Below are 24,728 nucleotides of genomic sequence, written 5' to 3'. Positions count from 1 at the left end.
ATTCCCGTACGGCGGCGTCCGGCGCGGGCCGGGGTCAGGCCAGGAGGAGGGCCTTGCCGATGATCTCGCGGTTCTCGATCGCCGCGTGGGCGTCGGCCGCCCGTTCCAGGGGGAACGTCCGGCTGATGTGCGGGCGCATCCGCCCGGCCGCCGCCGCTTCCACCGCCTCGGCGAGGCGGCGCACCGCCTCCTCGGGCGTGAGCTGGAGGTCGGCGATGCCGGTGAGCGTGATGTTCCGTCGGGCGGCGTCCGCCGGGTCGAGGGGGGCGAACGCGTCGCCGGGCGCGCCGTGCGCGGAGACGCGCGCGCCGTCCGCCGCCACCTCGAACGCCGCCGTGCCGATCGCGCCGCCCGCGCCGTCCCACAGCACGTCCACCCCGGCGCCGCCCGTCGCCTTGCGCACCTCGTCGGTCCAGCCGGGCTCGGTGTAGTCGACCACGACCTCCGCGCCCAGCTCCCGGACCAGGGCCAGCTTGCGCGTTCCGCGCGCGGCGCCGATGACGCGGGCGCCGGCCGCGCGGGCGAGCTGCACGAGCAGCAGCCCCATGCCGCCGGCCGCCGCCGTGATCAGCACCCACTCCCCCGCCCGGATGCCGCCCTGGCCGAACAGCGCCATCGTCGTCGTCCCGTCGTGCGCGAGCGCGGTCGCCTCGCGCAGGTCCAGGCCGTCGGGGACGGCGACGAGCGCGTCGGCCGGGGAGAGGACCTGGTCGGCGTAGGAGCCGTTGACCGCCGCGCGGGTGATGACGGCCCGGCCGGTCCAGGCGGGATCGACGCCGGGGCCGATGGCGGTGACGTGCCCCCCGGCGCCCGCGCCGGGCACATACGGCGGCTCGACGGGGAACCAGTCCCGGGCCTTGCCGCCGCGGATCTGGGTCTCCACGAAGATCGTGTCCACGGCGGTCACACCGATCACCACCTGTCCCTCCCCCGGCCGGGGGTCGGGCGCGTCGACGGGCACCAGCACCTCGGATCCGCCGAACTCCCTCACTCGGATCTCGCGCATTCCGGCTCCCTCTTTCTGCTCTGTCCCGGTCGGGTCGTCGATCTGCCGGACCAAGGCTTCAACCTCAAGTGGAGTTGAAGTCAAGGGAGAGGGGTTGCGCCCGCTATTCTGGACGTCTAGTATCCAGGTTATGCGGATGAGCGAAGGCGTCGAATGGGCCTTGCACAGTTGTCTGAACCTCACCTGGGTCGAGTCGGGCGAGGCGATGACGGCGGCGCGGCTGGCGGCGTTCTACGACCTGCCGGCCGCCTATCTGAACAAGCAGCTTCAGGCGCTGGCGCGGGCGGGCATCGTGACCTCGACCCCGGGGCCGCGCGGCGGCTTCCGGCTGGCGCGGGCGCCCGAGCACATCACGCTGCTCGACGTGGTGACCGCGATCGAGGGCACGACCGAGGCGTTCCGCTGCGGCGAGGTGCTGCGGCGGGGGCCCGGCGGCCGGGACGACGTGGACTACCGGAAGACGTGCGTGATCTCCCAGTCCATGCGGCGGGCCGAGCTGGCCTGGCGCAGGGAGCTGGCGGGGCAGACGCTCGCCGACATCAAGGCGGTGGTCGAGGAGCGGCACCCGGACACGCCCGCGAGCACGCGGCGCTGGTTCGCCGGGCGCGGCACCTGAGCGGGAGCCGTGCGGCGGGCCTGGCCCACCGCACGACCCAAATCTGGATATCGAAGATCCTGGATAGCGAGAGAAGAGAAGGAAGAGACGTCATGGACAAGGCACGGATCGCACTCCGCAAGCACGTGGCCGAGGGGTACCGGGGGCTGCTCGCCGCCGAGACGTTCCTCAACGGCGAGGGCAGCGGCGTCCCGCGCGGCACGCTGGACCTCGTGCGGCTGCGCGTCAGCCAGATCAACGGCTGCGCGTTCTGCGTGGACATGCACGCCCGCGAGGCGCGGGAGGCGGGCGAGACGGAGCGGCGGCTGTACGCGGTGGCGGCGTGGCGCGAGACGTCGTTCTTCACCGGCGCCGAGCGGGCGGCGCTCGCGCTGGCCGAGGCGACCACGCGCGTCGCGGACAGCCCGGAGGGCGTCCCCCAGGGCGTCTGGGACGCGGCCGCCGCGCACTACGACGAGGCCGCGCTGTCCTCCCTGGTGCTGGCGATCGCGGTGATCAACGCGTGGAACCGCCTCAACGTCGCCGTCCGCACCCCCGTCCCCGCCTCCTGACACCTCCTCCGACCCCGGACCTCGCCACCACGACAGCAGGGAGCCCGACATGAACGCCTTCCCCCTCACCCCCACCGTCGTCCGCGCGGCGAACGCCGAGGTGGTGGCCGACGGACCGAGCAGTCTGATCGGGCTGCTCGCCGACCTCCCCGAGGTGACCGTCAACCGGGCCGGCCTGCGGGCCGGATCGCCCGGGGCGCCGCCGCACTTCCACACCCGGGCGACCGAGCTGTTCTTCGTCCTCGGCGGCTCCCTCCAGGCCCTGACCGGCGAGGAGGTGGTCACCCTGGGGGCCGGGGATCTGCTGGTGGTGCCGCCCCGGCTGCCGCACGCCTTCGCGCCGGCGGCCGGGGAGGAGGCCGATCTGCTCGTCGTGTTCACGCCGGGCATGGACCGGTTCGACTACTACCGGCTGCTGGAACGCGTGCACCTGGGCCGGGCCGAGGTGGCGGAGCTGAGGGCGACGTCCGAGCGGTTCGACAACCACTACGTGGACAGCCCGGCCTGGCGGCGGGCGCGCGGCGCGGAGTGAGCGACCCGGGGCCGGGGTCAGGCCGGGGGCTCCCGCCCGTCGCCCTCCCCGGCTCCCCCGGCGCGCTCGGCCCGCCCGGCGTGCTCGGCGTGCTCGATTTCGTCGTGCAGGCGCTCGCAGACCCGGCTGAGGATGCGGGAGACATGCATCTGCGAGATGCCCACGCGGCGCGCGATCTCGCTCTGGGTCATCTCCCGGAAGAACCGTAGATAGAGGATTTCCTGTTCGCGATCGGAAAGCTCCTGGAGCCGGGGGCGGACCGCCTCCCGGTAGACGACCTGCTCGTAGCCCGGCTCCGGCTCGCCGAGGGTGTCGGCCAGGGTGTAGCTGTCGCCCGCGCCCGCCAGCTCCGCGTCCAGGGACAGCGGGCGGAAGCTCTCCAGGGCCGCCATCCCGTCCTCGACCTCCTCGGGCGTCAGTCCGCTGCGCTCCGCCAGCTCGCCCACGCCCGGCTGCCGGTCGTCCACCCGGCAGTCCAGCTCGTGGCGGGCGGCGCGCACGCGGTTGCGCAGCTCCTGCGTGCGGCGCGGCACGTGCACGCCCCACAGGTGGTCCCGGAAGTGCCGCTTGACCTCGCCGACGATGGTGGGCACGGCATAGCTCTCGAACGCGCAGCCGCGCCCGGGGTCGTACCCCCGCACGGCCTTGACCAGGCCCAGGGCGGCGACCTGGGCCAGGTCCTCCTGGCTCTCGCCGCGATCCCGGAAGTTCCGCGCGAGCCGGTCGGCCATCGGCAGCCAGGCCCGCACGACCTCCTGGCAGAGCCGCTCCCGCTCGGGCCCGTCCGGCAGGGCGACGATCCGTTCGAACTGCCGGCGGGTGTCCGGCGCGTCGTGGTGGGGGTGCGGCCGGCGGCGCCTGCGGTGGGCGCCCGGCCGGCGCGGCGCGGTGGTCCTCATGACGAATCTCCCAAGGCGTCGACGGCGGATTCCGCGAGAGTGCCTTTTTACGCTTTATGCGCTTTTCGTCCTGGGCACTCTCTTCCCTTGCCCGGCCCCGGAACGGGTAAACACGGGCGGGCGCGCGGCCGGGCGCCGGAGCCCCTCCGGTTGCCCGCCGACCGGTGCGGAAGCAAAGTGGAGGTCTGCCCCGCCAAGGAGGCGCGATGGATCTCGTAGTGCTGATCGGACGTGTCCTGTTCGTCCTCGTCTTCCTCAATTCGGCGATCGGCCATCTGACCCAGAGCAAGGCGATGGCCGGTTACGCCCAGTCCAAGGGGGTGCCCGCCGCGCGGGCGGCGGTCCTCGGTTCGGGGGTGCTGCTGCTGGTCGGGGCGCTGAGCGTGCTGCTCGGCGTCTGGGCCGACCTCGGCGCCCTGCTGCTGGCGCTCTTCCTGCTGCCGACCGCGCTGCTGATGCACCCGTTCTGGAAGGAGACGGACGCGGGAGCCCGGCAGAACGAGATGATCCACTTCCTCAAGGACTTGGCGCTGGCCGGGGCGGCGCTGGCGCTGTTCGCGCTGATCGCCTTCGCCGGCGACGAACTGGGACTGACCTGGACCGGACCGCTGTTCGACTTCGACTGACCGGGGCCGGTGAACCCGGTGAACACCGCCCCCGCCGGACCGGCGGGGGGCCGGGGGGCGCGCGGGAACCCGCCGGGTGGCACACTTCGTTCCTTCTGCGATGAAACGGGACTGAGGGGCGCCGCCGGTGAATCTGCTGGACTTGCTGCTGCTGGTGGCGGTCGTGCTCGCGGCCGTCTCCGGGTTCCAGCGCGGCCTGATCGCGGGCGTCATCTCCCTGGCCGGGTTCGTCGGCGGCGCCGCGCTCGGGGTGTGGCTGCTGCCGTTCGTGGTCGAGCGGATGACGCCGGGCTCGGCGTCGGCGACCATCGTCGCCCTCGTCGTCGTGCTGGTCCCGGCCGCCGTGGGGCAGGCGCTCACCTGGCCGCTGGCCCTCCGGCTGCGCGCGACGCTCAAGCGCGCCCCGGCCCGCTGGGTGGACGGTGTGGGCGGCTCGGGGTTCAACGCGGCGGCGGCGCTGCTCGTCGCCTGGATCGTCGCCAGCGCCCTGGTCCCCACCCCCTCCCCCGGGCTGAACCAGGCGGTGCAGGACTCGGCGGTGCTGGGCGGCGTCCAGGACCGGATGCCCGCGCAGGCGCCGACGTGGTTCAGCCGGGCGACGGGCGCGCTGACGGACGCCGGGTTCCCCCAGGTGTTCAACCCGTTCGAGAACGATCCGACCGCCGACGTCCCGGCCCCCTCCGGCGACAACGTGACCCAGGCCGCCGTCACCGCCGCGCAGCGTTCCACGGTGAAGGTCACGGCCAGCGCGGGCCTCTCGGGGCACGAGGGCAGCGGCTTCGTCTACGCGCCGGAGCGCGTGATGACGAACGCGCACGTCGTGGACGGCGCCACCGTGACGGCCGTGCAGGTCGGGGGCGTGGGGCGGCGGCTGGAGGCGGAGATCATCCTGTTCGACCCGGACACCGACGTGGCGGTGCTCCGCGTGCCGGGGCTCGACGCGCCCGCCGTCGACTTCGCGGACGACGCCACGCGCGGCGACCCGGCGGTCGTCGCGGGTTATCCGGAGGACGGCGGCCTGGACCTGCGCGCCGCCACGGTCGCCGGGCGGACGGCGGCCCGGGGGCAGGACATCCACGGCGACAGCGTCGTCACCCGCGACATCTACACCGTCCGCTCCCTGGTCCGCCCGGGGAACTCCGGCGGGCCGCTGCTCACCACGGACGGCCAGGTGTACGGGATGGTCTTCGCCCGTTCCGTCACCGACACCGAGACGGGGTACGTGCTGACCGCCGACCAGATCCGCCGCCACGCGGAACAGGCGGGCTGAGCGGCCGTCACGGGCCGTCCCGCAGCAGGGTTTCGACCGAGGCCGCCGTCCAGTGCCCCGCCGCGCCGGGCCGGGTCGCGAGGTACGCGGCAGCGCGGGCCGCGTTCCAGCCCTGCGCGGCGATCAGGCCCGCGCCCAGGTGCCGCAGATAGGCCGCCGAGGGCGCGTTGCCGGGGACGTCGGCGCGGCTCCACGGCGCGGTGAACGTCAGCACCGGGAACCCGTCGCGCCGCCCGGCCAGCACCAGCGTCTCGTACCGCCCGGGGCCGAGCCGGGCGCGCCCGGTGCCCAGCACCTCGCGCAGGTCCAGGTCGGCGCCCGGCGGGCGGCCCATCTCCTGGGCGGCGATGTCGGAGAACTGCCCGGCGGTCAGCAGGTACGCGTGCCCGTGGGCGACACCGGGCGCGGCCGGGTCGAGGAACGCGCGCCCGCCCGTCCACACGGCCGACTCGGTGGCGAAGTACAGCACGCCGGGCAGGGTCACGGGCGCGGACCGCAGGGGCGGGCGCGGGTCGCGGCCGCCGGGGGGGTGTCTCTTATACCCCCCCGACGCCGCCGGCGACGCGGGGACGGAGCAGCTGGTACTAGGTGGTGGGCTCAACTGCTCCTTTGTGTTGCACGGGCTGCGCCGAGACAGAGACTCCCCCACTTCCTTCGCCTGGGGCAGAGGGGAGTTGTGAAAAGAGGCGCGGGGCGGCGCCCGGGGCGGAGCCGGTCCGGCCACATATTCGATCCGTAGGCCGCGTACCAGACCCGCGTCGCGGAAAGCCCGGGTGACCCTTCGAAGAACTTTTCGACCACGCCCGCCACTTGGCCGCTTCCTCCCCGGATACTCACTCGCGTCACCCATACCGCCCGGGAGGAATCGTGACATTCCCCAGCCGTCGCCGTGCCATCGGGGCCGCCGCCGCCCTCACCGCCGGGCTCGCGACCGCCGTCGCCACACCCGCGCTCGCCGCCCCCTCCGCCCCGACCTCCGCCGCGCAGGCCGCCCCGCGCGGGGGCGTCACGCCGCTGCGCCGCGCGCACGCCCACAACGACTACGAGCACGACCGCCCGCTGCACGACGCGCTCGCCCACGGGTTCACCAGCGTGGAGGCCGACATCTGGCTGGTGGACGGCCAGTTGCTCGTCGCCCACGACGCGTGGCAGCTCGACCCGGCCCGCACCCTGGAGGCGCTGTACCTCGACCCGCTGCTGGCCCGGATCAGGGCCAACGGCGGCCGGGTGTACCGGGGTCACGACGTGTCGCTGCAACTCCTGATCGACATCAAGAACACCGGCGACGCCACCTACCGCGAACTCGCCCGCCGGCTGCGCCCGTACCACTCCGTCCTCAGCAAGGCGGCCGGCGGCCGGACCCACGCCCGGGCCGTCACCGCCGTGATATCCGGCGACCGCGCCGCCCGGGTGCCGATGGCGGCCGAGCGAATACGCCACACCTTCTACGACGGCCGGCTGGACGACCTGCTCGCGGACCCGCCCGCGCCCGCCTCGTTCATCCCGCTGATCAGCTCCAACTGGAACAGCACCTTCACCTGGCAGGGCACCGGCCCGATGCCGGCGGCGGAACGGGACACGCTGCGCCGCGTCACCGCCACCGCGCACGCGCGCGGGCAGCGCGTGCGGTTCTGGGCGACGCCCGACCAGCCCGGCGCGGCGCGCGAGGCGGTGTGGCGGGAACTGGTCGCGGCGGACGTCGATCACCTCAACACCGACGACCTCGCGGGCCTTGAGGCGTTCCTCCGCACGGCGGACGCGTGAGGAAGCGGGCCGGGCGGACCCAGCAGGAACGGACCCAGCCGGAACGGATCTAGGAGGAACGGGCGGGCAGGTCGTCGATCCACGCGTAGCGAGTGCCGCGGCCCTCGGTGGACCGCAGGTGGTACAACCCCGGCGCCTGCCGGGCCGCCAGCATCAGCGGCAGCGGAACCCGGTCGGTGATGACGACGTCGACGGTACGGCCGTCGCGTGGGCCGCCGTCGAACCGGACGCGGATCACATGGTGCTCAGCCATGCCGTCCACGCTAGCCCGGTGGCCCACGCACCCGCGCCGCCCGTAAGAGCGGCTCGGGGAACGGGAGTCGGATTTCACCGGCCGCCGCGCGGATCGACCACCACGAACCCCGCGCCCAGCGGGTCGGTGACGGTGGCCCGGCGGCCGTGCGGGCCGTCGGACGGGCCCGCGACGAGGTGGCCGCCGAGGCGGCGGACGGCGGCCACCGCCGCGTCGCAGTCGCCGACCGCGAAGTGCACGTCGACGCGCGGCGGCACGTCGTCCGGTGTGTCCGGCGGCATCCGCACGCGTCCGGCGACGGGCACACCGCCGAGGTGCCACAGCACGTGGTCCGTGCCCCGCGACGCGGGGGCGGGCCGCGCCTCGAACGGGAAGACGGCGGAGAAGAACGTGTCGGCCGCGTCCGCGTCGCGGGTGACGATCTCCGCCCAGCGGAACATCCCGTGCCCGTCGCGCCCCCGGAAACCGTGCCGCTCCCCGCCCTGCCACGCCGCGAACGGCACGTCGCCCGGGTCCCGCGCCAGCAGCATGCTGCCGAACTGGCCGATCTCCATGGGCTCCATCAGCAGCGACCCGCCGTGGTCCAGCACCCTGGCGGCGGTGGCCTTGATGTCGGACGTCGCGAAGTACAGCGTCCAGGCCGGGGGTTCGTCCTGCCACGGCAACTGCGGCACCACCGCGCCGACCGGCTCGCCGCGGGAGAACGCCGGGGAGTAGAAACCGCCGTACTCCGCCGCGCCCTCCGCGAAGGTCCAGCCGAACAGCGCGCCGTAGAACCGTTTCCCCGCCCTCGGGTCCGGGAGCGTGACGTCGATCCAGCAGGGCGTCCCCTCGGGGAAGTCGGACATGACCAGTGCCCCTTCCGTTCATGCGGCCCGTCCACGCGGCCCGTCCGGGCCCGGTGAACCTCTGGGTCAACGCGCCCGAACCGGTCCGGGTCACTTCGGATCACCCGCTCGTGCCCCTTCCGGGCGAAATCACCTCGGTGACCCCTGATGGTCGCCGCCGGGCCCCGCGCGCGTCACCCGCCTCGGCGAGCGTGCCGTGCGAAGCCCCCCGCGGCCCCCCACGAGCGAGGACAGCACCACGCCATGGACGCAAGCGCCCCCGTACCGATACCCCCGGCGCGCCCGCGCCGCCGTTCCTTCCTGCGGATCGCCGGCGTCTCGTCGGCGGCCCTGCTGTCCGGCGTGGGCGCGCCCGGCACCGCCGAGGCCGGGTACACGGGCGAACGCGTCCCCGGCGACTACCCGTTCCGCCTCGGCGTCGCCTCCGGCGACCCGGCCGAGGACGGGTTCGTCCTGTGGACCCGGCTGGCGCCCGAGCCGCTGGCGGCCGACGGGCACGGCGGGATGCCGCCCGCGCCGTTCGACGTGCGGTGGGAGGTGGCCGAGGACGAGGGGTTCCGGCGCGTGGTGCGGCGCGGGAGCGCCCGCGCGACGCCGGAGCTGGCCCACGCCGTGCACCCGCGGGTGCGCGGACTGCGCCCGGGGCGGCCGTACTTCTACCGGTTCGCGGCCGGGGACCACATCAGCCCGGCCGGCCGGGTCCGCACCACGGCGGCGCGCGGGACGACGCCCGGCGCGTTCACCTTCGCCACGGCGTCCTGCCAGGCGTGGTACCAGGGCTGGTTCGGGGCGTACCGGCATCTCGTCGCGGACGACCCGGAGATGGTGTTCTTCCTCGGGGACTACATCTACGAGTACGCCATCACGGCCGACCGCCTGTGGCGGCGGGGCGCCGACCCGGGCGCGGGGCACGACCGGGAGACGGTGACGCTGGAGGAGTACCGGGTGCGGTACTCCCTGTTCAAGAGCGACCCGGATCTCCAGGCCGCGCACGCGGCGACCGCGTTCGTCGTCACGCCCGACGACCACGAGGTGCAGAACAACTACGGCGCCGACACCTCCCGGTACGGCACCCCGCCGGAGGACTTCGCGCTGCGCCGCGCGGTGGCGTACCGCGCGCTGTACGAGAACACGCCACTGCCCGAGGCGGCGCTGCCGGCCGGCGGCCCGGACGCCCGCCTCCACCGGCGGCTGACGGTCGGCGACCTGGCGTCGTTCCACGTGCTCGACACCCGCCAGTACCGGGACCCGGGCGCGCCCGGCGGGGACATCCTCGGCCCGGACCAGGAGCGCTGGCTGCTGGACGGGCTGCGCCGTTCCGGCGCCCGGTGGAACCTGCTGGCGCAGCAGGTCGCGGTGATGCGCGTCGGGGACGACCGCGTCGACCAGTGGGACGGCTTCCCCGCCGCGCGGCAGCGGCTGCTCGACACCTTCGCCGACCCGGCCGTCGCCAACCCGGTGGTGCTGACCGGGGACACGCACCGGGCGATCGCGGGCGAGCTGCGCGCCGACTTCGCGGACCCGGACTCGCCGGTGGTCGGGACCGAGCTGGTCACGTCGTCCATCGCGTCGGACGGGGACGGCGCGGAGACCGACGAGCAGGCGGCGGAGTGGACCCGGCACCCGTGGGTGCGGTTCTACCACGCGCGCCGGGGCTACACCCTGTGCCGCCTCACACCGGACGGGCTGACCGCCGACTACCGGTCCGTGCCGTACGTCGAGGCGGACGCCGGCGCGCCCGTCTCGACCGTCGCGCGTTTCGTCACGGAGGCCGGGCGTCCCGGCCCGGAGAGAGTGGGCTGACCATGGCACAGACCGTCAGGGAACTCCGCGCCACCGGCCGGGTCGCGGCGATCGACCTGCGCTGGGAACGGGCGCCGTGGGAGCCGCCGGTCGATCACTACGCCGTGTACGCGGCGCGTGGCCGGGCGCCGGAGACGGAGCCGGGCGCGCTGGCCGGGAAGACCGTGTACCCGCACTTCACACACGGCGTGCTGGGCCCGGAGGCGGTGACCTGGCACTACCGGGTGGTGACGGTCCTGGCGTCGGGCGAGCGCGGGCGGGCGGCCGGGGCGTCCGCGACCACGGTCGCCTCGTACGCGACCGGGCGACCGCTCGTGGCGGTCGGGTCGTTCGACCACAAGGGCCTGGAGTTCGCGCTCGCGCCGAACGGCAACGCGCGCTACCTCACGGCGTTCCCGGCGGGGGTGGACTACCGCGACGGCGTCAGCCGTCCGGAGACGGACTGGCCGTATCTCCACCCCGGACCGGCCGACCAGTGGGCGGGCCGCCGCGCGCACCGGTTCACGCTGCGGTTCGAGCTGGACGCGGCGCCGGTGGCCGACCCCGGGTTCGCGCTGTGGATGACGGACACGCACGCCACGATCCCGGGCCGGGGCGTGCTGGCGGTCAACGGCCGGAAGATCACCACGCTCACCTTCGAGGGCGGCGCCACCAAGGGCTCGCTGGAGGGCGACGCGACCCGCCCGAACACCCCGCTCGTGCCGTCGTCCGTGGAACTGCCGCTTCCGGCGGACGTGTTCCGGGCGGGTGAGAATCTGCTGACGCTGGAGAAAACGGAAGGCTCCTGGCACGCTTATGACGCCATCGGCGTCTTCGCGCGGGAATGACGGGGACGCCGGGAATGAACACGCCGAAGGCGGGCATTCGGCCCGGCGACCGAATTGTTATGGACACATTTCCCTACTTGGTCGTTAGGCTGTCCCTACCCCGGGGTTAAACAACAGTCGGATCGGGAGCCATGGACACGTGCAGCGCCTGCCGCGGAGCCCTCAACGGCGCCGCGATATGCCCGCATTGCGGTGAGACGCCCACCAGCGCGGCCGAGGAGACGGCCCCTCTCCCGGGAGTACCGGCTCTGCCGCCCGGGGTTTCCGGGGTCCCGGACTTTCCGGCCGAGGTGATGGTGCTGCCGCCCCCCGACGAGCCGGCCCTTCCCGCCGGGGGCGCGTTCGCGCCACCGCCGCCCGAGGAGACCGGGCCACAGCCGGCGTTCCCCGGTTTCCCGACCGTCCCCGCCTACGGCCCCGCCCTGCCGGGGGCCTTCGCCGCCGGCGAGCCCGACCCGTGGGGGCTGGACGCCGCCATCGAGGCCGACCGCGCCGCCGAGGCCGCCGCCGCGGCCCGCGAGGGCGACGACGACGAGCCGGAGGGTCCCTCCTCCCGGAGCAAGCTCCTGTACATCGGGCTGCTGTGCGGCGTACTGCTCGGCATCGTGATGGCCCGCGCCGACGAGATGCCGATCTCGATCAACGACGAGGCCAACGGCGCGGAGATCGACTCGCCCTCCGAGTCCCCCTTCTCGTCCCCGCCCTGGAGCCAGGGTCCCGAGACCGGCGCCCCGCCGGCGAGCGGGGAGGAGCCCCCCTCCGAGGAGGAGAGCGAGCCGGAGGAGAGCGAGCAGGCACCGGCCGGGGGCCAGGAGCCCGCGCAGGACCCCGGGGCGAACCAGCCCGCCGACACCGCCGAAGCGCCCGACCCCGACACCGACCGCGACACCCAGCCCGACCCCGAACCGAGGCGGACCACGCCGCCGCCGGACCCCGACCCCACCGAGGAGGAGCCGGAGGAGCCGGTCTGGGAGTGGCCCGACCAGAACGGGGACTGCTCCGTCGAGTGGGACTCCACCTGCTACTGGGACCCGCCCTCGGGGTACGGCGACTAGGACCCGGTGCCGTCGGCGGTGAGGACGCCGCCGGGGGTGAAGGCCAGGGCGGCGAACCGTTCGCCCATGCGGCGGTGGGTGGCGGCGTCCGGGTGGAGCTGGTCGGGCAGCGGCAGTTCGGCGAAGTCCGCCTCCCCGTAGAGGTCGCGGCCGTCGAGGTACCGCAGACGCGGGTCCCGGACCGCCCGTCGCGCCACGATCCGGGCCAGTTCGTCGCGGACGACGTTCAGGGTCAGCTTCCCGCTCGCGCGTTCCGCCGGGTCGCCCGTGGCCCGGAACCGCAGCCGGCCCTCGGCGAGGGCGGTGAGGTCCGGGGCGCTGGGGCCCGGCGTGTCCTCGTGGATCGGGCACAGGATCGGTGAGACGACCAGCAGCGGCGCGGTGGGATGGCCCTCGCGGATCGTGTCGAGGAAGCCGTGGACGGCGGGGGTGAAGGCGCGCAGCCGCATCAGGTCGGTGTTGACCAGATTGACGCCGATCTTGACGCTGATCAGGTCGGCGGGCGTGTCCCGCATCGCGCGGGCGGTGAACGGGTCGAGGAGGGCGCCGCCGGCCAGGCCCAGGTTGACCAGTTCCACGCCGCCGAGGGAGGCGGCGTACGCGGGCCAGGTGCTGGTGGGGCCGGCCGCGTCGGAGCCCTGGCTGATCGAGCTGCCGTGATGCAGCCATACCGGGCGGCCCCGGTCCGGCGCGGGCTCGACGGGGGCGTCGGTGCGCAGGGCGACGAGTTCGGTGGACTCGTTGTGCGGCAGCCAGATCTCGATGTCCTTGGGGACCCCGGGCAGGCCGGTGAAACGCAGGGTGCCCGGCGGGCCGGGCCGGTGCTCGGCGGTCCCGGTGGTCATGTCGACGGTCAGGGTGTCGCCGCCGGTCACGCTGCCGCGCCCGGCCGGGCGGCCGTCGACGTACAGCTCGTACACGCCGTCCGGGCGCGGCGGGGCGCCCACGTAGACCCGTTTGGTGGGTACGGCGTCGAGTGCCACGGCGGTCGCCCGGGTGCGGAAGACCAGGCGGACGCCGGAGGGCTGCGCCTCGGCCATGGCCAGTTGCGCGTCGGCGCACTGCGCGCGGGCCCAGCCGGGCAGCCGGTGCGGCAGCACGCCGCGCGCGGTCCGCTCCACGTCGAGGGCGCCGCGCAGCAGAGCGGCGGTGACGGGCGTGGTGATCCAGTGGTGCTCGGGGTGCTCGGGGTCCATGGCCTCAACCTGGTGTGACATGGGCGGGGGGTAGCCTGCGCGGCATGACCGCGCAAACGAACGTTCCCGCGGGATGGTACGGGGACCCGCACGGCGCGCCGGACCTGATGCGCTGGTGGGACGGCACCCGGTGGACGGAACACACCCGGCCGGGACCGAGGCCGCGTCAGGAGGCCGGGACGGTGCCGGGGACCGGGGGCGGCACGCTGTTCGGCGAGCCGGTCCTGGCGGTGGACCCGAGGGCCAAGGTGACCGAGCTGATCAACGAGTACGGCGTGTCCGACCAGCAGGGCCGCGCCATCGGCTCGGTGGTCCAGGTCGGCCGGAGTCCCCTGACGAAGGTGGCGCGCTTCCTCAGCAGGCTCGACCAGTTCACGACCCACCACATGGAGATCCGCGACGCGCACGAGCAGCCGGTGCTGATGCTCACCCGGCCCGCGAAGTTCCCCATGTCCCGGGTGCTGGTGACGCGTCCGGACGGGCGCCCGGTCGGCGAGATCGTCCAGCAGGGCGCCTTCGGCGAGGTCAGCTTCGCGATCCGGGGCGACGGCCGGGTGCTCGGCGTGATCAAGGCCGAGGACCGGCGCGGGGCGAGCTATGCCGTCGTGGACGACGCCGGCGCCGAGATCGCCCGGATCACCAGGACCCGGGAGGGTGCGGCGAAGATCATGTTCGCCACGGCGGACCACTACGTCCTCCAGATGCACCGCCCGTTGGCCGATCCGCTGCTGAGCCTGGTCGTGGCCGCCGGGCTGACCGTGGACATCGCGCTCAAGCAGGACGCCCGCGGCCTCGGCTGAGCCCATCGGCGGCGCTCGACGCGTTCAGGGCCGGTGGGCCAGGATGTGGGCCTGGGGGGACCGCTCGCTCGCGTCGGGCGCGCGTTCCAGCCGTGCGTCCACGACGAACCCGGTGCGTTCCAGCAGCTCCGCGACGCGGGCGGGCCGCAGCCGGTGGAAGTCGAGGGTGACGGGGTGGCCGAACACCTCGGTGACGTGCCGGGGTTCGTCGCCGACCTGGAACGCCAGCAGCAGGCGCCCGCCGGAGGCCAGCACCCGGTGGAACTCGCCGAACACCCCGGGCAGCCGGTCCGGCGGGACGTGGATGATCGAGTACCAGGCGACGAGCCCCGCGAGCGCGCCGTCCGGCAGGTCCAGCGCGGTCATGGTGCCCACGTCGAACCGCAGCCCCGGATGCGCGCGCCGGGCCTCGGCGACCATCCCGGGCGACAGGTCGATGCCCCGGATGTCCAGGCCGAGGGCGGCGAGGAACGCCGTCACATGGCCGGGCCCCGACCCGGCGTCCACCACCGGGCCGGTCCTGACCGTCTCCGCGAAGGCGCCGAGCATGGCCCGTGCCAGCGGCTTGGACGCCGGCTCGTGCCGGGACCGCTCGGCGTAGTCGGCGGCGAGAGCGTCCCAGGACGCCCGGGTGGCGCGGAGGAATGCGGGTTCGGTCACGTCCGAGGACGGTACCTTTTCTCTCCCCGTTCCGCCCCCGGGCCGGCGCGGGGGCGGGTGCGCTCAGGCGGCCGGGACGTCGATGCCGAAGTCCGTGGTCAGCACCCGCCGGACCTCCGCCTCGTCGGCCAGCTCGCGCTCCTCCCGGCTGCCGTCCGCCCGGGTGACGGTCAGGGTGCGGCCCATCAGGGACAGGTGGGCGTCGGGCCGGGTGCGCTGCGCGCGCAGGGTGTGCCGGAACGGTGAGCGCGGGTTCGTGGCGACGTGCCAGTTCATCGCCTCGTAGTCCGCCGGCTCCCACGGGTCGCGGTTGAACGCGTACTGGTCGCGCCAGGCGCCGTCGAGGAACGCCTGGAGCACCCACAGGTCCTCAAGGCCGTGGTGCGGCTCGCGCAGCAGGCGGTGGCGGCGGTCGCCGTCGTGCGTCTCCGGGCCTGCGGTCAGCGGGATCGCCTCCAGCAGCGCGCCGTTGGTGCCGAACCCGACGTCGGCCAGGTGGCGCGCCGGGTCGCCGGGCACGCCGACCAGCAGCGTCTTGTGCGTGCGCGGCCGGATCGCGGTGGGGTCGCCGACCCGGACCCGGGCGGCCAGCCGCGTCACCTCGAAGCCGAGGGCTTCCAGCGCGGCGGCGAACAGCGTGTTGTGCTCGAAGCAGTAGCCGCCTCGGCGGCTCCGCACGAGCTTCGCCTCCAGGTCGGGCAGCGCCAGGGACGGCGCGATGCCGCGCGGCGAGTCGAGGTTCTCGAACGGGAGGGCGTGGGCGTGCGCCCGGGGGCCCGGGCGCAGCGCCCCGACGCTCGCCCCCCGCCGGCCCGACCAGCCGATCCGCGCCAGGTACGCGTCGAGGTCCAGCCGGAACGGAGCGTCGGGAGAAGGGACTTCGGTGGCCGCGGGGGCCGTCGCGTTGCTCATGCGTCCGACCGTACGCGCGGCCCGCGCCGGTCCGCGTCGGACCCCCGGCGCATCCGGGCTGGTCCTCGCGACGTAGGCCGCTGTGCGGATTTTCCGCTGAACTGGTGAACCATCCGGGGTGATCCTTCGTGTGTTCCTGTGCGCCGTCGGCACGCGGAGCCGACGCGTCGGCGGCGTCGTGGGACGCGGGCGGCGGCCGGGACGAGGGGTCGGTCGCCGTCGGCGGCCCCCGGTTGCCGGGGGCCGGGGGCGCGTTCACAGTGGGTCCCATGAGATCCGTGGCCGCCGTGGATCCCGCGGCGCGTGAGCAGTACCCGGCGTTCCCCCTCGACGCGTGGCGGCCGACGAAGGAGACCGTGCACCGGTTCCTCCAGATCGTCGGCAAGATCCGGCTGGCCGCCGGGCCGCGGCGGAACCACTGGTGGCACGTGCCGTTCCACGTCACCGGCAACGGCGTCACCACCCGGCCGACGCGCGATCCCGTGAGCCGCCGGATCTTCACCATCGACTTCGACTTCGTCGCTCACCGGCTGCTGATCCGGACGCTGGCCGGGGAGGAGGTCGCGTTCCCGCTCGCCGGGCGGTCGGTCGCCGAGTTCTACGACCTCGTCACCACCGCCCTCACCGATCTGGGGATCGGCGTCCGGCCGCACATCCCGCGTCCGTTCGACCTGCCCGACGCCGACCGGCCGTTCGCGCAGGACACCGAGCACCGCGCGTACGACCAGGACGCGGTGTCCACGTACTGGCGCGTCCTCAGCCGGGTCGCCCTGGAGCTGGAGGTCGCCGCCGCCGGGTACGCGGGGAAGATCAGCCCGGTCCACCACTTCTGGCACACGTTCGACCTCGCGGTGACCCGGTTCTCCGACCGGCGGGTCGGCAGCGACGCCTCGACGGATCCGGTCACCCGGGAGGCGTACTCGCGGGAGGTCATCAGCTCGGGCTTCTGGTTCGGCGACGACGAGGTGCCCGAGCCCGCGTTCTACACGTACACCGCGCCCGAGCCGGACGGCATCGCGGAGCGTCCGCTGCTGCCGGGGGGCGCGCGGTGGGTGGACCGGGGCGGGTCGCACCTGGCGCTGCTGCCGTACGAGGCGGTCCGGACCGCGCCGGACCCGGGCGGCGACATCCAGGCGCTCTACCACAGCGCCTACCGCGCGGGCGCCGATCTGGCGGGGTGGCCGCGGGCCCGGGAGTGCCCGCACGGCGTGACCGACCCCGTTCTCGCCTGAGCGTCAGGCGCGGGAACGGGGCCGGTCGGGGGCGGGGGTCCGTCAGACCAGGGCGGCTTCCCGCGCCCCGGCCGCGTCGTCATCGGGGGCGGCGTCACCGGCGTCGGCGGTGCCGCCGGGCTCCGGCGCGGTGTGGCCCGTCGGGCGGGCCCGCCTCGGCAGGAGGAAGGCCAGGGCGAACGCGAGCACCGTCAGGCCCAGGGCCAGCAACGTCACCTGCCGCGTCGCGTCGAGGAAGCTCCCGGCGGAGAAGAAGACCGTGCCGAGCACCGCCACGCCCAGGCTCGCGCCCAACTGCTGGAACGACTCCAGCAGACCCGCGGCCGAGCCGACCTCGTGGTCGCGGATCTCGCCCATGATGATGTCGAACAGCGGCACGAAAATCATGCCCATGCCGAACCCGTAGACGATCAGCGGCAGCGCCAGGTCCAGGCCGTCGATGTCCATGCCGGCCCGGTCGTACACCACGGTCAGCCCGACCAGCCCGGTGGCCATCAGCGCCAGGCCCAGGTGCAGGATGCGGCGGCCCAGCCGCGCCATCATCGTGGCGCCGAAGCCGGAGCCGAAGAACGCGCCGAGCGCCCAGGACGCCATCGTCAGGCTCGCCCGCACCGGGCTGAAGCCGCGGCCCATCTGGAGGAAGAGCCCGAGGGCGAGCGAGAAGCCGACGATCGAGCCGAAGAAGACGATGACGAACGCGACGCCGGAGGTATACGACCGTTTGGCCAGCACGCTCAGCTCGACCAGCGGCGTACCGCCGGACCGGCCGTGCCGGATCTGGTGGGCGACGAACAGGCCGAGGGCGATGACCGCGCCGGCCCCGACCGCCAGCAGCCACGCCGGCCAGCCCTGCTCACGGCCCTGCACCAGCGGGTAGACCAGCAGGAACGTGCCGAGGCCCGCGAGCAGCGCGCCGGTCCAGTCCAGCCGCATGCCGCCGGCCGCCGCGCCGGGGCGGGAGGGCAGGGCGGCCCGGCCGGCCAGGAGCGCGAAGGCGCCCAGCGGCAGGTTGATGAAGAACACCATCCGCCAGCCCGTGCCCCACAGGTCCGCGTCGACCAGGAGACCGGCCACGACCGGCCCGAGGATCGTGGACAGTCCGATGACCGGGCCGAGCGCGCCGAACGCCTTGCCGATCTCGCGCGGCGGGAACAGGTCACGGATCAGCCCGAACGCCTGCGGGATCATCACCGCGCCGAACAGCCCCTGCGCGACCCGAGCCGCGATCAGGACGCCCGGCGCCCAGGCGAGGGCGCACGCCATGGAGGCGAGCAGGAAGCCCGCCACGCCGATCAGCATCATCCGGCGGCGCCCGAACATGTCGCCGAGCCGTCCGCCGGTGAGCAGGCCGACCGCCAGCGCCAGCGTGTACGAGGCGGCGATCCACTGGAGGCTCGCGTCGGAGCCGCCGAGGTCCGCCTGGATCGAGGGGGCGGCCACGTTGACGACGGTCGAGTCGAGCAGGTTCATGATCATCGCGGCGAGGACGGCGAAGAAGCCGAGCCAGCGCCGGTCGGTGGATGCAGTCGTGTTCTCCATGGGGACCACACTTCCAGCGCTTTAGGAACAGTCCGTTCCTATATCGCGCGGCAGACTGGGGAACATGCTCGAAACCTCCGCGCGCCTGCTGCGCCTCCTCTCCCTTCTCCAGACGCCGCGCGACTGGACCGGCGCCGACCTGGCCGAACGCCTGGAGGTGACCACCCGGACAATCCGCAACGACATCGAGCGGCTGCGGCGGCTCGGCTATCCCGTCCACGCCACCCGGGGCGTGGTCGGCGGCTACCGCCTGGGCGCGGGCAGTTCGCTGCCGCCGCTGCTGCTGGACGACGACGAGGCCGTCGCCGTCGCGGTCGGCCTGCGCACCGCGACCGGCGGCTCGGTCGAGGGGATCGAGGAGTCGTCGCTGCGGGCGCTGGCCAAGCTGGAGCAGGTGCTGCCGCCGCGCCTGCGCCGCCGCGTCGGCGCGCTCCAGGCGTACACGGTCGCGGTCGGTCCCGGCCGGCGGCCGGGGCCGGGCGACCGCGGTGTACCGCCGGAGCTGCTGACGACGATCGCGGCGGCCTGCCGGGACCGGGAGCGGCTGCGGTTCGACTACCGGGCGCACGACGGAACGGCCGGGCGCCGCGACGTGGAGCCGTACCGGCTGGTGACGTGGGGGCGCCGCTGGTACCTGATCGCGTGGGACACCGGGCGGGCGGACTGGCGGACGTTCCGGGTGGACCGGATGGAGCCGCGCGTCCCGACGGGCCCGAGGTTCGCGCCGAGGCCGCTGCCGGACGAGGACGTCGCGGCGTACGTCTCGCGCGGGGTGGCGACCGCGCCGTGGCGGTACCGGGCGCGGGTGGTGCTGCACGCCCCGGCGGAGGCCGTGGCGGAACGGCTGCCGCCGTGGGTCGGGACGGTGGAGGCCGTGGACGAACGGACGTGCGTGCTGCGGACGGGCGCGGACCGGCCGGAGACGATGGCGGAGTGGCTGAGCGTGCTGGGGGTGGACTTCGACGCCTCGGCGGAGCCCGAACTGGCCGACGCGCTGCGGCGGCTGGCCGACCGCTACCGGCGGGCGGCGGGGGACTGACGACAGCCCGCCCGACCACGGCCCGCCCGACCACAGCACACCGGAGGGCACCCCGGGACGGGTGCCCTCCGGCGGTCCGGCGCTCGGCGCCGTGCGGCGCTCAGTACCGCCCGCGCCGTCCGCGCAACTGCTTGCTCACCAGGCGGCTCACCACACCGGCCGCTCCTGAGCCGCCACCCGCCCGGGTTCCGGGCGACGTGGTCCCGGGGCGCCGGCGCGAACGGAGCGCCTTGGCACCCAGCATGACGATCGCGCCGCGCACGAGCCTCTTGCCTGCTGCCATGTCGACCAGCTCCTTCCCCTTTTTGTGTATCCGGCGACAACTGATCGGGTGCCCCGGTTCCGCCCCGAGTAACGCCAAGGGCGCGCACCGGGGGCTTCCGGGGCCTGGTGGATCAGGCCGCGTGGTCCCAGGCCCCCGGGCATGGGCGGTAGCGCGGCTCGGGGCCCGTACGCGGCGGCGCCGTACTCGCGCACATCCGGGAGCCCGGCCAAACCGCGTCCCTTCCCCGCCCAGGGCGCCTGGCCCCGCGGAGGCCGGAACGGCGGCCCTACGCGCGGGTGCGGGCGACCGCGTCGCGGACCGCTTCGGTGGGGCCGCCGCGGTGGTGGGCCGCGCGCTGGCGGGCGGCGCCGTTGCCGTCGATCAGCAGGCGTTCCACGCCGGAGCGGACCAGTTCCAGATCGCCCGCGTCGCGCAGGGCGTCCGCCACGTGGTCCACCAGCTCCTCGACGACCTCGCGGGCGGCGGCGGGGCGTTGCGTCGCCGGGTGGAGCAGCGCGCCGTCCAGGCCGGAGCGGCTGGCCCGCCAGGCGGCCAGGCGCAGCAGGCCGGTGTCGGCCTCCGGCGCGGGCACGCCGTCCCGCCACTCGCGGGCCGCCGTCTCGACCAGGCCACGCACCAGGCCCGCCAGCAGGACGACGTCGTCCGCGTCCTGGCAGACGTCGTTGATCCGGACCTCCAGCGTCGGGTAGCGGGCCGAGAGCCGGGCGTCGAAGTAGACCATGCCCTGGTCCAGCAGGGTGCCGGTGGCCAGGAGGCGGGAGACCGTGCCGTGGTAGCCCTCGGCGGAGCCGAACGCCGGGGTCGGCCCGGTGGTCGGCCAGCGGCCGAAGACCTGGTAGCGGTAGCTGGCGTAGCCGGAGTCCCAGCCCTGCCAGAGCGGGGAGTTGGCGCTGAGCGCCAGCAGCGGCGCCAGCCGGACGCGGATCCGGTCCAGGACGGCGACGCCCTCCTCGTCGGACTCGACCTGGACGTGGATGTGGCAACCGCAGGTGAGCTGCTCCTGAGCCGTGAGGCCGAACGCCTCGGCCATCCGCCGGTACCGGCCGCCGGGCGTCAGCTCGGGCGCGACGGGGAGCGGCGAGGTGCCCAGCGCGGCGACTTCGGCGCCCTCCTTCGCGGCGAGTTCGTCGGCGCGGCGGCGCCAGCCCCGGATCTCCGCGCGGAGTTCGGGGAGCGTGGCGCACGGGGTGGTGTTCGTCTCCAGTTGCTGCTGCTGGAGCTCGGCCACGACCTCGTCGGCCTCCTCGTCCGCCCCGGCCAGCACGGCGCCCGCGACGGCGCGCGGCCGGGCGGACTCCGCGTCGACGAGCAGCAATTCTTCCTCTACACCAATGGTTCGCACGCGAGTGCGGCTACCCCGTCCGGGCCGGGCCGAACAAAACCGGCTTCCGCGGAGCCGGACCGGCGGAAAAGAGGTGCGGGTGGCCGTCCGTGAGGGAGGGACGGACGGCCACCCGGGCCCGGCGGCGCGGCCCGCCCGGCGTCCCGCCACCCGCCGCCTGGGCGGCCGGCCGGAGCCGCATCCTGACCCACCCGCCCGGCTCCCGGGCAGGCTCCGGGCGGAAACTTGTCAGGGCCTTAGCAAGGTTCACGCGGTCCCGCTCAAGGACCTGAGCGGTATGCGGCACAGAGGGCTCACCCGGCTCAGTGTCTCGTGTCCCCGCTCTTCCCCGGCTCTGATCAGGCCGTTACCGTTGAGTAACTAACAGCGCCGGCCGGCCTCCGCCGTGGCGCCACCGACCACCGACTGCCGACCGGAGTGGCTGGTTTCCTCACGTCCGTCGTCTGGAAGGGCCGCGATGCCACGCACCGAAGCCGCGATCACCCAGAACCCCTGGCGCGATCTGCCGCCCGCGCTGGCGGGGCTCCTGCGACCGCGCCTGGGCGAGATCGAGGCCGAGATCATCAGCTCGATCCGAAGAGAGGTCGACGCCTACCGGCAGCCTCTCGACTCGGCCGTGGGCCGTGACCTGGTGACGACCGTGCGGCGCGCGCTGGAACAGTTCGTGGAGCTCATCGAGGACCCGGACAGCTCGCAGGACCACCACGCGGACTACTTCCAGCGGCTGGGCCGCCTGGAGTACCTCAACGGGCGGAGCACCGACCTGCTCCAGGCCGCCTACCGCGTGGGCGCCCGGGTCGCCGCCCGCCAGTACGTGGCGGTCGCCCGCGCCGCCTCGTTCCCCGAAGAAGTGCTGATCAGCCTCAGTGACGCGGTCCTCGTCCACATCAGCGCCCTGTCTGAGGAGGCGGTCAGGGGGTACTCGGCGGCCATGGCCAAGATGGTCGGCGATGTGCCCCGCGCCCGCCGCCTGCTGGCGGAGCGGCTTCTGGAGCCCGGCCCGGCCGGTTCGGCCGAGCCGGTCGAGCTGCTCGCGGCCCGCGCGAAGTGGCCGTGGCCGGAGCGTGTCGCCTGCGTCGTGGTGCCCTCCATGACGGAGGCCCCGGCCGGTTCCGACGAGGAGATCCTGTCGCTGCGGCGCGGCAACGTGCTGCACCTGATCGTGCCCGACCCCGAGACGAGCGGGCGGGTGACCCGGCTGCGGCAGGCCCTCGGCGACGCCACGCCCGCCGTGCTCGGCCCGACCGTGCCGCCGGAGCGGGCGTGGATCTCGCTGCACTGCGCCCGGCTGGCGCTGAAGCTGCTGCGCCGGTCGCCGCGCGGCCCGCAGGGCATGGTGGACGCCGCCGATCATCTGGTCGACGTGCACCTGCTCAACGGCGCGCCCGTGGGGAACCTGGTCGCCGACCGCGCCCTGTACCCGCTGCGGCACCTGACGCCGGGGAAGGCGGCCCGCCTCGCCGAGACGCTGGACGCGCTGCTGATGTCCTGGCGGCGGACCGCCCCCGAGGTGGCGGAGACGCTGCACATCCACCCGCAGACCGCCCGGTACCGCATCCGGCAACTGGAGGACCTGTTCGGGACCCGGCTGTCCGATCCGGCGTTCCGGTTCCAGGCGATGCTGGCGCTGCGCACCCGGGCGCTGGGCGTCAGCGAGCCCCGCCGTTGACGTAGAGCGTCTGGCCGCTGACGTACGACGCGTCGTCGCTGGCGAGGAACGCCACCACGGCCGCGATCTCCTCCGGCTGCCCGACCCGCCGCAGCGGGGTGCGCTCGGCGACGGCCCGCTGGTGCTCCTCGGCCGAGGCGCCGACGCGGGCGGCGGTGGCGGCCGTCATGGAGGTGGCGATGTAGCCGGGGGCGACGGCGTTGACGTTGATGTTGTACGGGCCCAGCTCGATGGCGAGGGTCGCGGTCAGGCCCTGGATGCCGGCCTTGGCCGCGGCGTAGTTCGCCTGGCCCCGGTTGCCGAGGGCGGACCGGCTGCTGAGCGAGACGATCTTGCCGTAGCGCTGCTCGACCATGCGGACCTGCGCGGCCTGGGCGCAGATGAAGGCGCTGGTGAGGTTGACGCCCAGCACCGCGTCCCAGTCGGCCTTCGGCATCCGGAAGAAGAGGTTGTCCCGGGTGATGCCCGCGTTGTTGACGAGGATGTGCAGGCCGCCGAAGTCCTCGGCGACGCGGTCGAACGCGGCGCGCACCGCGTCCTCGTCCGCGACGTCGCAGCCGTAGGCGAGGGCCTTGCCGCCCTCCTCGCGGATGCGCGCGGCGACGGGCTCGGCGCGCTCGGCGGTCAGGTCGACCACGGCGACGGCGGCGCCCTCGCCGGCCAGTCGGCGGGCGGTGGCGGCGCCGATGCCCTGCGCGGCGCCGGTGACGACGGCGGTCCTGCCGGTGAACCTGCTCACGGAAACTCTCCTCGGTGGTGGGTGGACCCGATCTCCGGGCGCGGTCTCAGTCCCGGTCTCAGTCCCGGTCGCGGTCTCAGTCGCGGTCGACCAGCACGGCGCTGCCCTGGCCGACGCCGACGCACATCGTCGCCAGGCCGCGCCGGGCACCGGTGCGGGCCATGCGGTGCAGCAGGGTGGTGAGGATGCGGGCGCCGGAACACCCCAGCGGGTGGCCGAGCGCGATGGCGCCGCCGTCGGGGTTGACCAGCTCCGGGTCGAGGCCCAGCTCCCGGACGGACGCCAGGGCCTGGGCCGCGAACGCCTCGTTGACCTCGGCCGTCTCGACCGACTCGACGCTCCGGCCGGCGCGGGCCAGCACCCGGCGGGTGGCGGGCACCGGGCCGATGCCCATGACGTCGGGGTGGACGCCCGCGCTGGCGCCGCCCGCGTACCGGCCGAGCGGCGTGAGGCCCAGCTCGCGCACGGCCTCGTCGCTCATCAGCAGCAGACCGGCGGCGCCGTCGTTCATCGGCGAGGAGTTGCCCGCGGTGACGCTGCCGCCGTCGCGGAAGACCGGCTTGAGCCCGGCCAGCCGCTCGGCGGTGGTGTCCTCGCGGATGCCCTCGTCCCGGTCCACCACGACGCCGTCGGGCCGGGTGACGGGCAGGATCTCGCCGTCGAACAGGCCCTTCCCGCGCGCCTCGGCCGCCCGCAGATGGCTGCGCAGCGCGAACGCGTCCTGGTCCTGACGGCTGACCCCGTACCGCGCGGCGACCTCCTCGGCGGTCTCGCCCATGGCGAGGACGCCGTGCAGCTCCTTCATCAGCGGGTTGGTCAGCCGCCAGCCGAGCCGGGTGTCGTACGTCGTCAGCGCCCTCGGCAGCGCCTCGTCCGGGCGCGGCACGACGAACGGCGCGCGGCTCATCGACTCCGAGCCGCCCGCCAGCACGATGTCCGCCTCCCCGGCGGCGACGGCGCGGGCCCCGGAGGTGACGGCCTCCAGGCCGGAGGCGCACAGCCGGTTGACGGTGGCGCCGGGGACGGACTCGGGCAGCCCGGCGAGCAGGACGGCCATCCGGGCGACATTGCGGTTGTCCTCGCCGGCCTGGTTGGCGGCGCCCCAGTAGACGTCGTCGATCCGGGCCGGGTCGAGGGCCGGCACGTCGGCGAGCAGGCCGCGCACGACGGTGGCGGCGAGGTCGTCGGGCCGGACGGTGGACAGGGCGCCGCGCAGCCGCCCGATGGGGGTGCGGCGGGCGGCGACGAAATGAACGGTGCGCAT

General features: G+C 74.7%; 26 protein-coding genes. 13 read left to right on the top strand and 13 right to left on the bottom strand.

Annotated elements, in window-relative coordinates; all coding sequences use genetic code 11:
- Positions 1–34: 34 nt before the first annotated feature.
- Positions 35–1,006, bottom strand: a complete 972-nt coding sequence (locus BN2279_RS17745; RefSeq protein ID WP_059010712.1) for a zinc-binding dehydrogenase — start codon at positions 1,004–1,006, stop codon at positions 35–37.
- A gap of 130 nt (positions 1,007–1,136) precedes the next feature.
- Here BN2279_RS17745 and BN2279_RS17740 point away from each other — a divergent pair, with 130 nt between their 5' ends.
- From BN2279_RS17740 to BN2279_RS17730, 3 genes are all read left to right on the top strand, one after another.
- Positions 1,137–1,622 (top strand): RrF2 family transcriptional regulator, encoded by a 486-nt coding sequence (locus tag BN2279_RS17740; RefSeq protein WP_059010710.1) that lies wholly within the window; start codon positions 1,137–1,139, stop codon positions 1,620–1,622.
- A gap of 92 nt (positions 1,623–1,714) precedes the next feature.
- On the top strand, positions 1,715–2,173 hold the full coding sequence (locus tag BN2279_RS17735) for a carboxymuconolactone decarboxylase family protein (protein WP_059010708.1): 459 nt from the start codon (positions 1,715–1,717) through the stop codon (positions 2,171–2,173).
- A gap of 49 nt (positions 2,174–2,222) precedes the next feature.
- Complete coding sequence (locus tag BN2279_RS17730) at positions 2,223–2,705, top strand: cupin domain-containing protein (RefSeq protein ID WP_059010706.1); 483 nt, start codon at positions 2,223–2,225, stop codon at positions 2,703–2,705.
- A 17-nt stretch (positions 2,706–2,722) separates the two neighbouring features.
- On the opposite strand, the gene BN2279_RS17725 is transcribed toward BN2279_RS17730, so the two are convergent.
- Positions 2,723–3,604 (bottom strand): SigB/SigF/SigG family RNA polymerase sigma factor, encoded by an 882-nt coding sequence (locus BN2279_RS17725; RefSeq protein WP_059010704.1) that lies wholly within the window; start codon positions 3,602–3,604, stop codon positions 2,723–2,725.
- Positions 3,605–3,810: 206 nt separating this feature from the next.
- Between BN2279_RS17725 and BN2279_RS17720 the strand changes: the two genes are divergently transcribed.
- Together BN2279_RS17720 and BN2279_RS17715 are read left to right on the top strand one after the other, a co-directional pair.
- Positions 3,811–4,230: a DoxX family protein gene (locus tag BN2279_RS17720; RefSeq protein WP_059010703.1), complete on the top strand. Its 420-nt coding sequence runs from the start codon at positions 3,811–3,813 to the stop codon at positions 4,228–4,230.
- Positions 4,231–4,357: 127 nt separating this feature from the next.
- Complete coding sequence (locus BN2279_RS17715) at positions 4,358–5,500, top strand: MarP family serine protease (RefSeq protein WP_059010701.1); 1,143 nt, start codon at positions 4,358–4,360, stop codon at positions 5,498–5,500.
- 7 nt (positions 5,501–5,507) lie between these two features.
- On the opposite strand, the gene BN2279_RS17710 is transcribed toward BN2279_RS17715, so the two are convergent.
- Positions 5,508–5,984 (bottom strand): hypothetical protein, encoded by a 477-nt coding sequence (locus BN2279_RS17710; protein WP_059010699.1) that lies wholly within the window; start codon positions 5,982–5,984, stop codon positions 5,508–5,510.
- Positions 5,985–6,367: 383 nt separating this feature from the next.
- Between BN2279_RS17710 and BN2279_RS17705 the strand changes: the two genes are divergently transcribed.
- The gene (locus BN2279_RS17705) at positions 6,368–7,264 is read left to right on the top strand and encodes a phosphatidylinositol-specific phospholipase C/glycerophosphodiester phosphodiesterase family protein (protein WP_059010697.1); all 897 of its coding nucleotides are present in this window, start codon (positions 6,368–6,370) and stop codon (positions 7,262–7,264) included.
- Between the two features lie 49 nt (positions 7,265–7,313).
- Here BN2279_RS17705 and BN2279_RS17700 read toward each other — a convergent pair whose 3' ends face one another.
- Positions 7,314–7,517 carry a hypothetical protein gene (locus tag BN2279_RS17700; RefSeq protein WP_159037259.1) on the bottom strand — a complete coding sequence of 68 codons (204 nt, stop codon included), beginning with the start codon at positions 7,515–7,517 and terminating at the stop codon, positions 7,314–7,316.
- Between the two features lie 74 nt (positions 7,518–7,591).
- Positions 7,592–8,365, bottom strand: coding sequence for a VOC family protein (locus tag BN2279_RS17695; RefSeq protein ID WP_059010693.1), 774 nt, complete (start codon positions 8,363–8,365; stop codon positions 7,592–7,594).
- 243 nt (positions 8,366–8,608) lie between these two features.
- Between BN2279_RS17695 and BN2279_RS17690 the strand changes: the two genes are divergently transcribed.
- The 3 genes from BN2279_RS17690 (at position 8,609) to BN2279_RS17680 (ending at position 12,050) form a co-directional block, all read left to right on the top strand.
- Positions 8,609–10,168, top strand: a complete 1,560-nt coding sequence (locus tag BN2279_RS17690) for an alkaline phosphatase D family protein (protein WP_059010690.1) — start codon at positions 8,609–8,611, stop codon at positions 10,166–10,168.
- A gap of 2 nt (positions 10,169–10,170) precedes the next feature.
- The gene (locus tag BN2279_RS17685; protein WP_059010688.1) at positions 10,171–10,995 is read left to right on the top strand and encodes a polysaccharide lyase family protein; all 825 of its coding nucleotides are present in this window, start codon (positions 10,171–10,173) and stop codon (positions 10,993–10,995) included.
- Positions 10,996–11,288: 293 nt separating this feature from the next.
- Positions 11,289–12,050, top strand: a complete 762-nt coding sequence (locus tag BN2279_RS17680) for a hypothetical protein (RefSeq protein ID WP_059010686.1) — start codon at positions 11,289–11,291, stop codon at positions 12,048–12,050.
- On the opposite strand, the gene BN2279_RS17675 is transcribed toward BN2279_RS17680, so the two are convergent.
- A complete protein-coding gene (locus tag BN2279_RS17675) occupies positions 12,047–13,267 on the bottom strand; it encodes a GDSL-type esterase/lipase family protein (protein ID WP_234347977.1) in 1,221 nt (406 codons plus the stop codon). The two genes, BN2279_RS17680 and BN2279_RS17675, sit on opposite strands and share 4 nt — an antisense overlap.
- 23 nt (positions 13,268–13,290) lie before the next feature.
- Here BN2279_RS17675 and BN2279_RS17670 point away from each other — a divergent pair, with 23 nt between their 5' ends.
- Positions 13,291–14,046 carry a phospholipid scramblase-related protein gene (locus BN2279_RS17670; protein WP_059010682.1) on the top strand — a complete coding sequence of 252 codons (756 nt, stop codon included), beginning with the start codon at positions 13,291–13,293 and terminating at the stop codon, positions 14,044–14,046.
- 24 nt (positions 14,047–14,070) lie between these two features.
- Here the strand turns inward: BN2279_RS17670 and BN2279_RS17665 are convergent, their stop codons facing one another.
- Together BN2279_RS17665 and BN2279_RS17660 are read right to left on the bottom strand one after the other, a co-directional pair.
- A complete protein-coding gene (locus tag BN2279_RS17665) occupies positions 14,071–14,706 on the bottom strand; it encodes a class I SAM-dependent DNA methyltransferase (RefSeq protein WP_059010681.1) in 636 nt (211 codons plus the stop codon).
- Positions 14,707–14,769: 63 nt separating this feature from the next.
- A complete protein-coding gene (locus BN2279_RS17660) occupies positions 14,770–15,618 on the bottom strand; it encodes an arylamine N-acetyltransferase family protein (RefSeq protein WP_079032252.1) in 849 nt (282 codons plus the stop codon).
- A gap of 269 nt (positions 15,619–15,887) precedes the next feature.
- On the opposite strand from BN2279_RS17660, the gene BN2279_RS17655 reads away from it, so the two are divergent.
- Complete coding sequence (locus BN2279_RS17655; protein WP_059010679.1) at positions 15,888–16,850, top strand: DUF5996 family protein; 963 nt, start codon at positions 15,888–15,890, stop codon at positions 16,848–16,850.
- 42 nt (positions 16,851–16,892) lie between these two features.
- Here the strand turns inward: BN2279_RS17655 and BN2279_RS17650 are convergent, their stop codons facing one another.
- The gene (locus BN2279_RS17650; RefSeq protein ID WP_079032251.1) at positions 16,893–18,389 is read right to left on the bottom strand and encodes an MFS transporter; all 1,497 of its coding nucleotides are present in this window, start codon (positions 18,387–18,389) and stop codon (positions 16,893–16,895) included.
- A 64-nt stretch (positions 18,390–18,453) separates the two neighbouring features.
- Here BN2279_RS17650 and BN2279_RS17645 point away from each other — a divergent pair, with 64 nt between their 5' ends.
- Entirely contained in the window at positions 18,454–19,428 is a 975-nt protein-coding gene (locus tag BN2279_RS17645) for a helix-turn-helix transcriptional regulator (RefSeq protein ID WP_059010676.1), read from the top strand.
- Positions 19,429–19,528: 100 nt separating this feature from the next.
- Here the strand turns inward: BN2279_RS17645 and BN2279_RS29460 are convergent, their stop codons facing one another.
- Together BN2279_RS29460 and BN2279_RS17640 are read right to left on the bottom strand one after the other, a co-directional pair.
- Entirely contained in the window at positions 19,529–19,711 is a 183-nt protein-coding gene (locus BN2279_RS29460) for a hypothetical protein (RefSeq protein ID WP_159037258.1), read from the bottom strand.
- Positions 19,712–19,979: 268 nt separating this feature from the next.
- Complete coding sequence (locus BN2279_RS17640; RefSeq protein WP_059010674.1) at positions 19,980–21,056, bottom strand: glutamate--cysteine ligase; 1,077 nt, start codon at positions 21,054–21,056, stop codon at positions 19,980–19,982.
- 457 nt (positions 21,057–21,513) lie between these two features.
- Between BN2279_RS17640 and BN2279_RS17635 the strand changes: the two genes are divergently transcribed.
- The gene (locus tag BN2279_RS17635) at positions 21,514–22,725 is read left to right on the top strand and encodes a PucR-like N-terminal domain-containing protein (protein WP_059010672.1); all 1,212 of its coding nucleotides are present in this window, start codon (positions 21,514–21,516) and stop codon (positions 22,723–22,725) included.
- Here BN2279_RS17635 and fabG read toward each other — a convergent pair.
- A complete protein-coding gene (gene fabG / locus BN2279_RS17630; protein ID WP_059010670.1) occupies positions 22,706–23,464 on the bottom strand; it encodes a 3-oxoacyl-ACP reductase FabG in 759 nt (252 codons plus the stop codon). The genes BN2279_RS17635 and fabG overlap by 20 nt on opposite strands.
- Before the next feature lie 76 nt (positions 23,465–23,540).
- A complete protein-coding gene (locus BN2279_RS17625) occupies positions 23,541–24,728 on the bottom strand; it encodes a thiolase family protein (RefSeq protein ID WP_059010668.1) in 1,188 nt (395 codons plus the stop codon).

Origin of the sequence: Streptomyces specialis (assembly GCF_001493375.1) — a bacterium.
GTDB classification, from domain to species: domain Bacteria; phylum Actinomycetota; class Actinomycetes; order Streptomycetales; family Streptomycetaceae; genus Streptomyces; species Streptomyces specialis.
Note: the sequence above shows the minus strand (reverse complement) of the source record. Positions and strands in the feature narration are given on the sequence as shown.

Bases quoted from the DNA above. Each gene is read 5' to 3' on its own strand.
- BN2279_RS17745 (WP_059010712.1), bottom strand. From the start codon at position 1,006: ATGCGCGAGATCCGAGTGAGGGAGTTCGGCGGATCCGAGGTGCTGGTG.
- BN2279_RS17740 (WP_059010710.1), top strand. From the start codon at position 1,137: ATGCGGATGAGCGAAGGCGTCGAATGGGCCTTGCACAGTTGTCTGAAC.
- BN2279_RS17735 (WP_059010708.1), top strand. From the start codon at position 1,715: ATGGACAAGGCACGGATCGCACTCCGCAAGCACGTGGCCGAGGGGTAC.
- BN2279_RS17730 (WP_059010706.1), top strand. From the start codon at position 2,223: ATGAACGCCTTCCCCCTCACCCCCACCGTCGTCCGCGCGGCGAACGCC.
- BN2279_RS17725 (WP_059010704.1), bottom strand. From the start codon at position 3,604: ATGAGGACCACCGCGCCGCGCCGGCCGGGCGCCCACCGCAGGCGCCGC.
- BN2279_RS17720 (WP_059010703.1), top strand. From the start codon at position 3,811: ATGGATCTCGTAGTGCTGATCGGACGTGTCCTGTTCGTCCTCGTCTTC.
- BN2279_RS17700 (WP_159037259.1), bottom strand. From the start codon at position 7,517: ATGGCTGAGCACCATGTGATCCGCGTCCGGTTCGACGGCGGCCCACGC.
- BN2279_RS17695 (WP_059010693.1), bottom strand. From the start codon at position 8,365: ATGTCCGACTTCCCCGAGGGGACGCCCTGCTGGATCGACGTCACGCTC.
- BN2279_RS17690 (WP_059010690.1), top strand. From the start codon at position 8,609: ATGGACGCAAGCGCCCCCGTACCGATACCCCCGGCGCGCCCGCGCCGC.
- BN2279_RS17685 (WP_059010688.1), top strand. From the start codon at position 10,171: ATGGCACAGACCGTCAGGGAACTCCGCGCCACCGGCCGGGTCGCGGCG.
- BN2279_RS17680 (WP_059010686.1), top strand. From the start codon at position 11,289: ATGGTGCTGCCGCCCCCCGACGAGCCGGCCCTTCCCGCCGGGGGCGCG.
- BN2279_RS17675 (WP_234347977.1), bottom strand. From the start codon at position 13,267: ATGTCACACCAGGTTGAGGCCATGGACCCCGAGCACCCCGAGCACCAC.
- BN2279_RS17670 (WP_059010682.1), top strand. From the start codon at position 13,291: ATGACCGCGCAAACGAACGTTCCCGCGGGATGGTACGGGGACCCGCAC.
- BN2279_RS17660 (WP_079032252.1), bottom strand. From the start codon at position 15,618: ATGAGCAACGCGACGGCCCCCGCGGCCACCGAAGTCCCTTCTCCCGAC.
- BN2279_RS17655 (WP_059010679.1), top strand. From the start codon at position 15,888: ATGAGATCCGTGGCCGCCGTGGATCCCGCGGCGCGTGAGCAGTACCCG.
- BN2279_RS17650 (WP_079032251.1), bottom strand. From the start codon at position 18,389: ATGGAGAACACGACTGCATCCACCGACCGGCGCTGGCTCGGCTTCTTC.
- BN2279_RS17645 (WP_059010676.1), top strand. From the start codon at position 18,454: ATGCTCGAAACCTCCGCGCGCCTGCTGCGCCTCCTCTCCCTTCTCCAG.
- BN2279_RS29460 (WP_159037258.1), bottom strand. From the start codon at position 19,711: ATGGCAGCAGGCAAGAGGCTCGTGCGCGGCGCGATCGTCATGCTGGGT.
- BN2279_RS17635 (WP_059010672.1), top strand. From the start codon at position 21,514: ATGCCACGCACCGAAGCCGCGATCACCCAGAACCCCTGGCGCGATCTG.
- BN2279_RS17625 (WP_059010668.1), bottom strand. From the start codon at position 24,728: ATGCGCACCGTTCATTTCGTCGCCGCCCGCCGCACCCCCATCGGGCGG.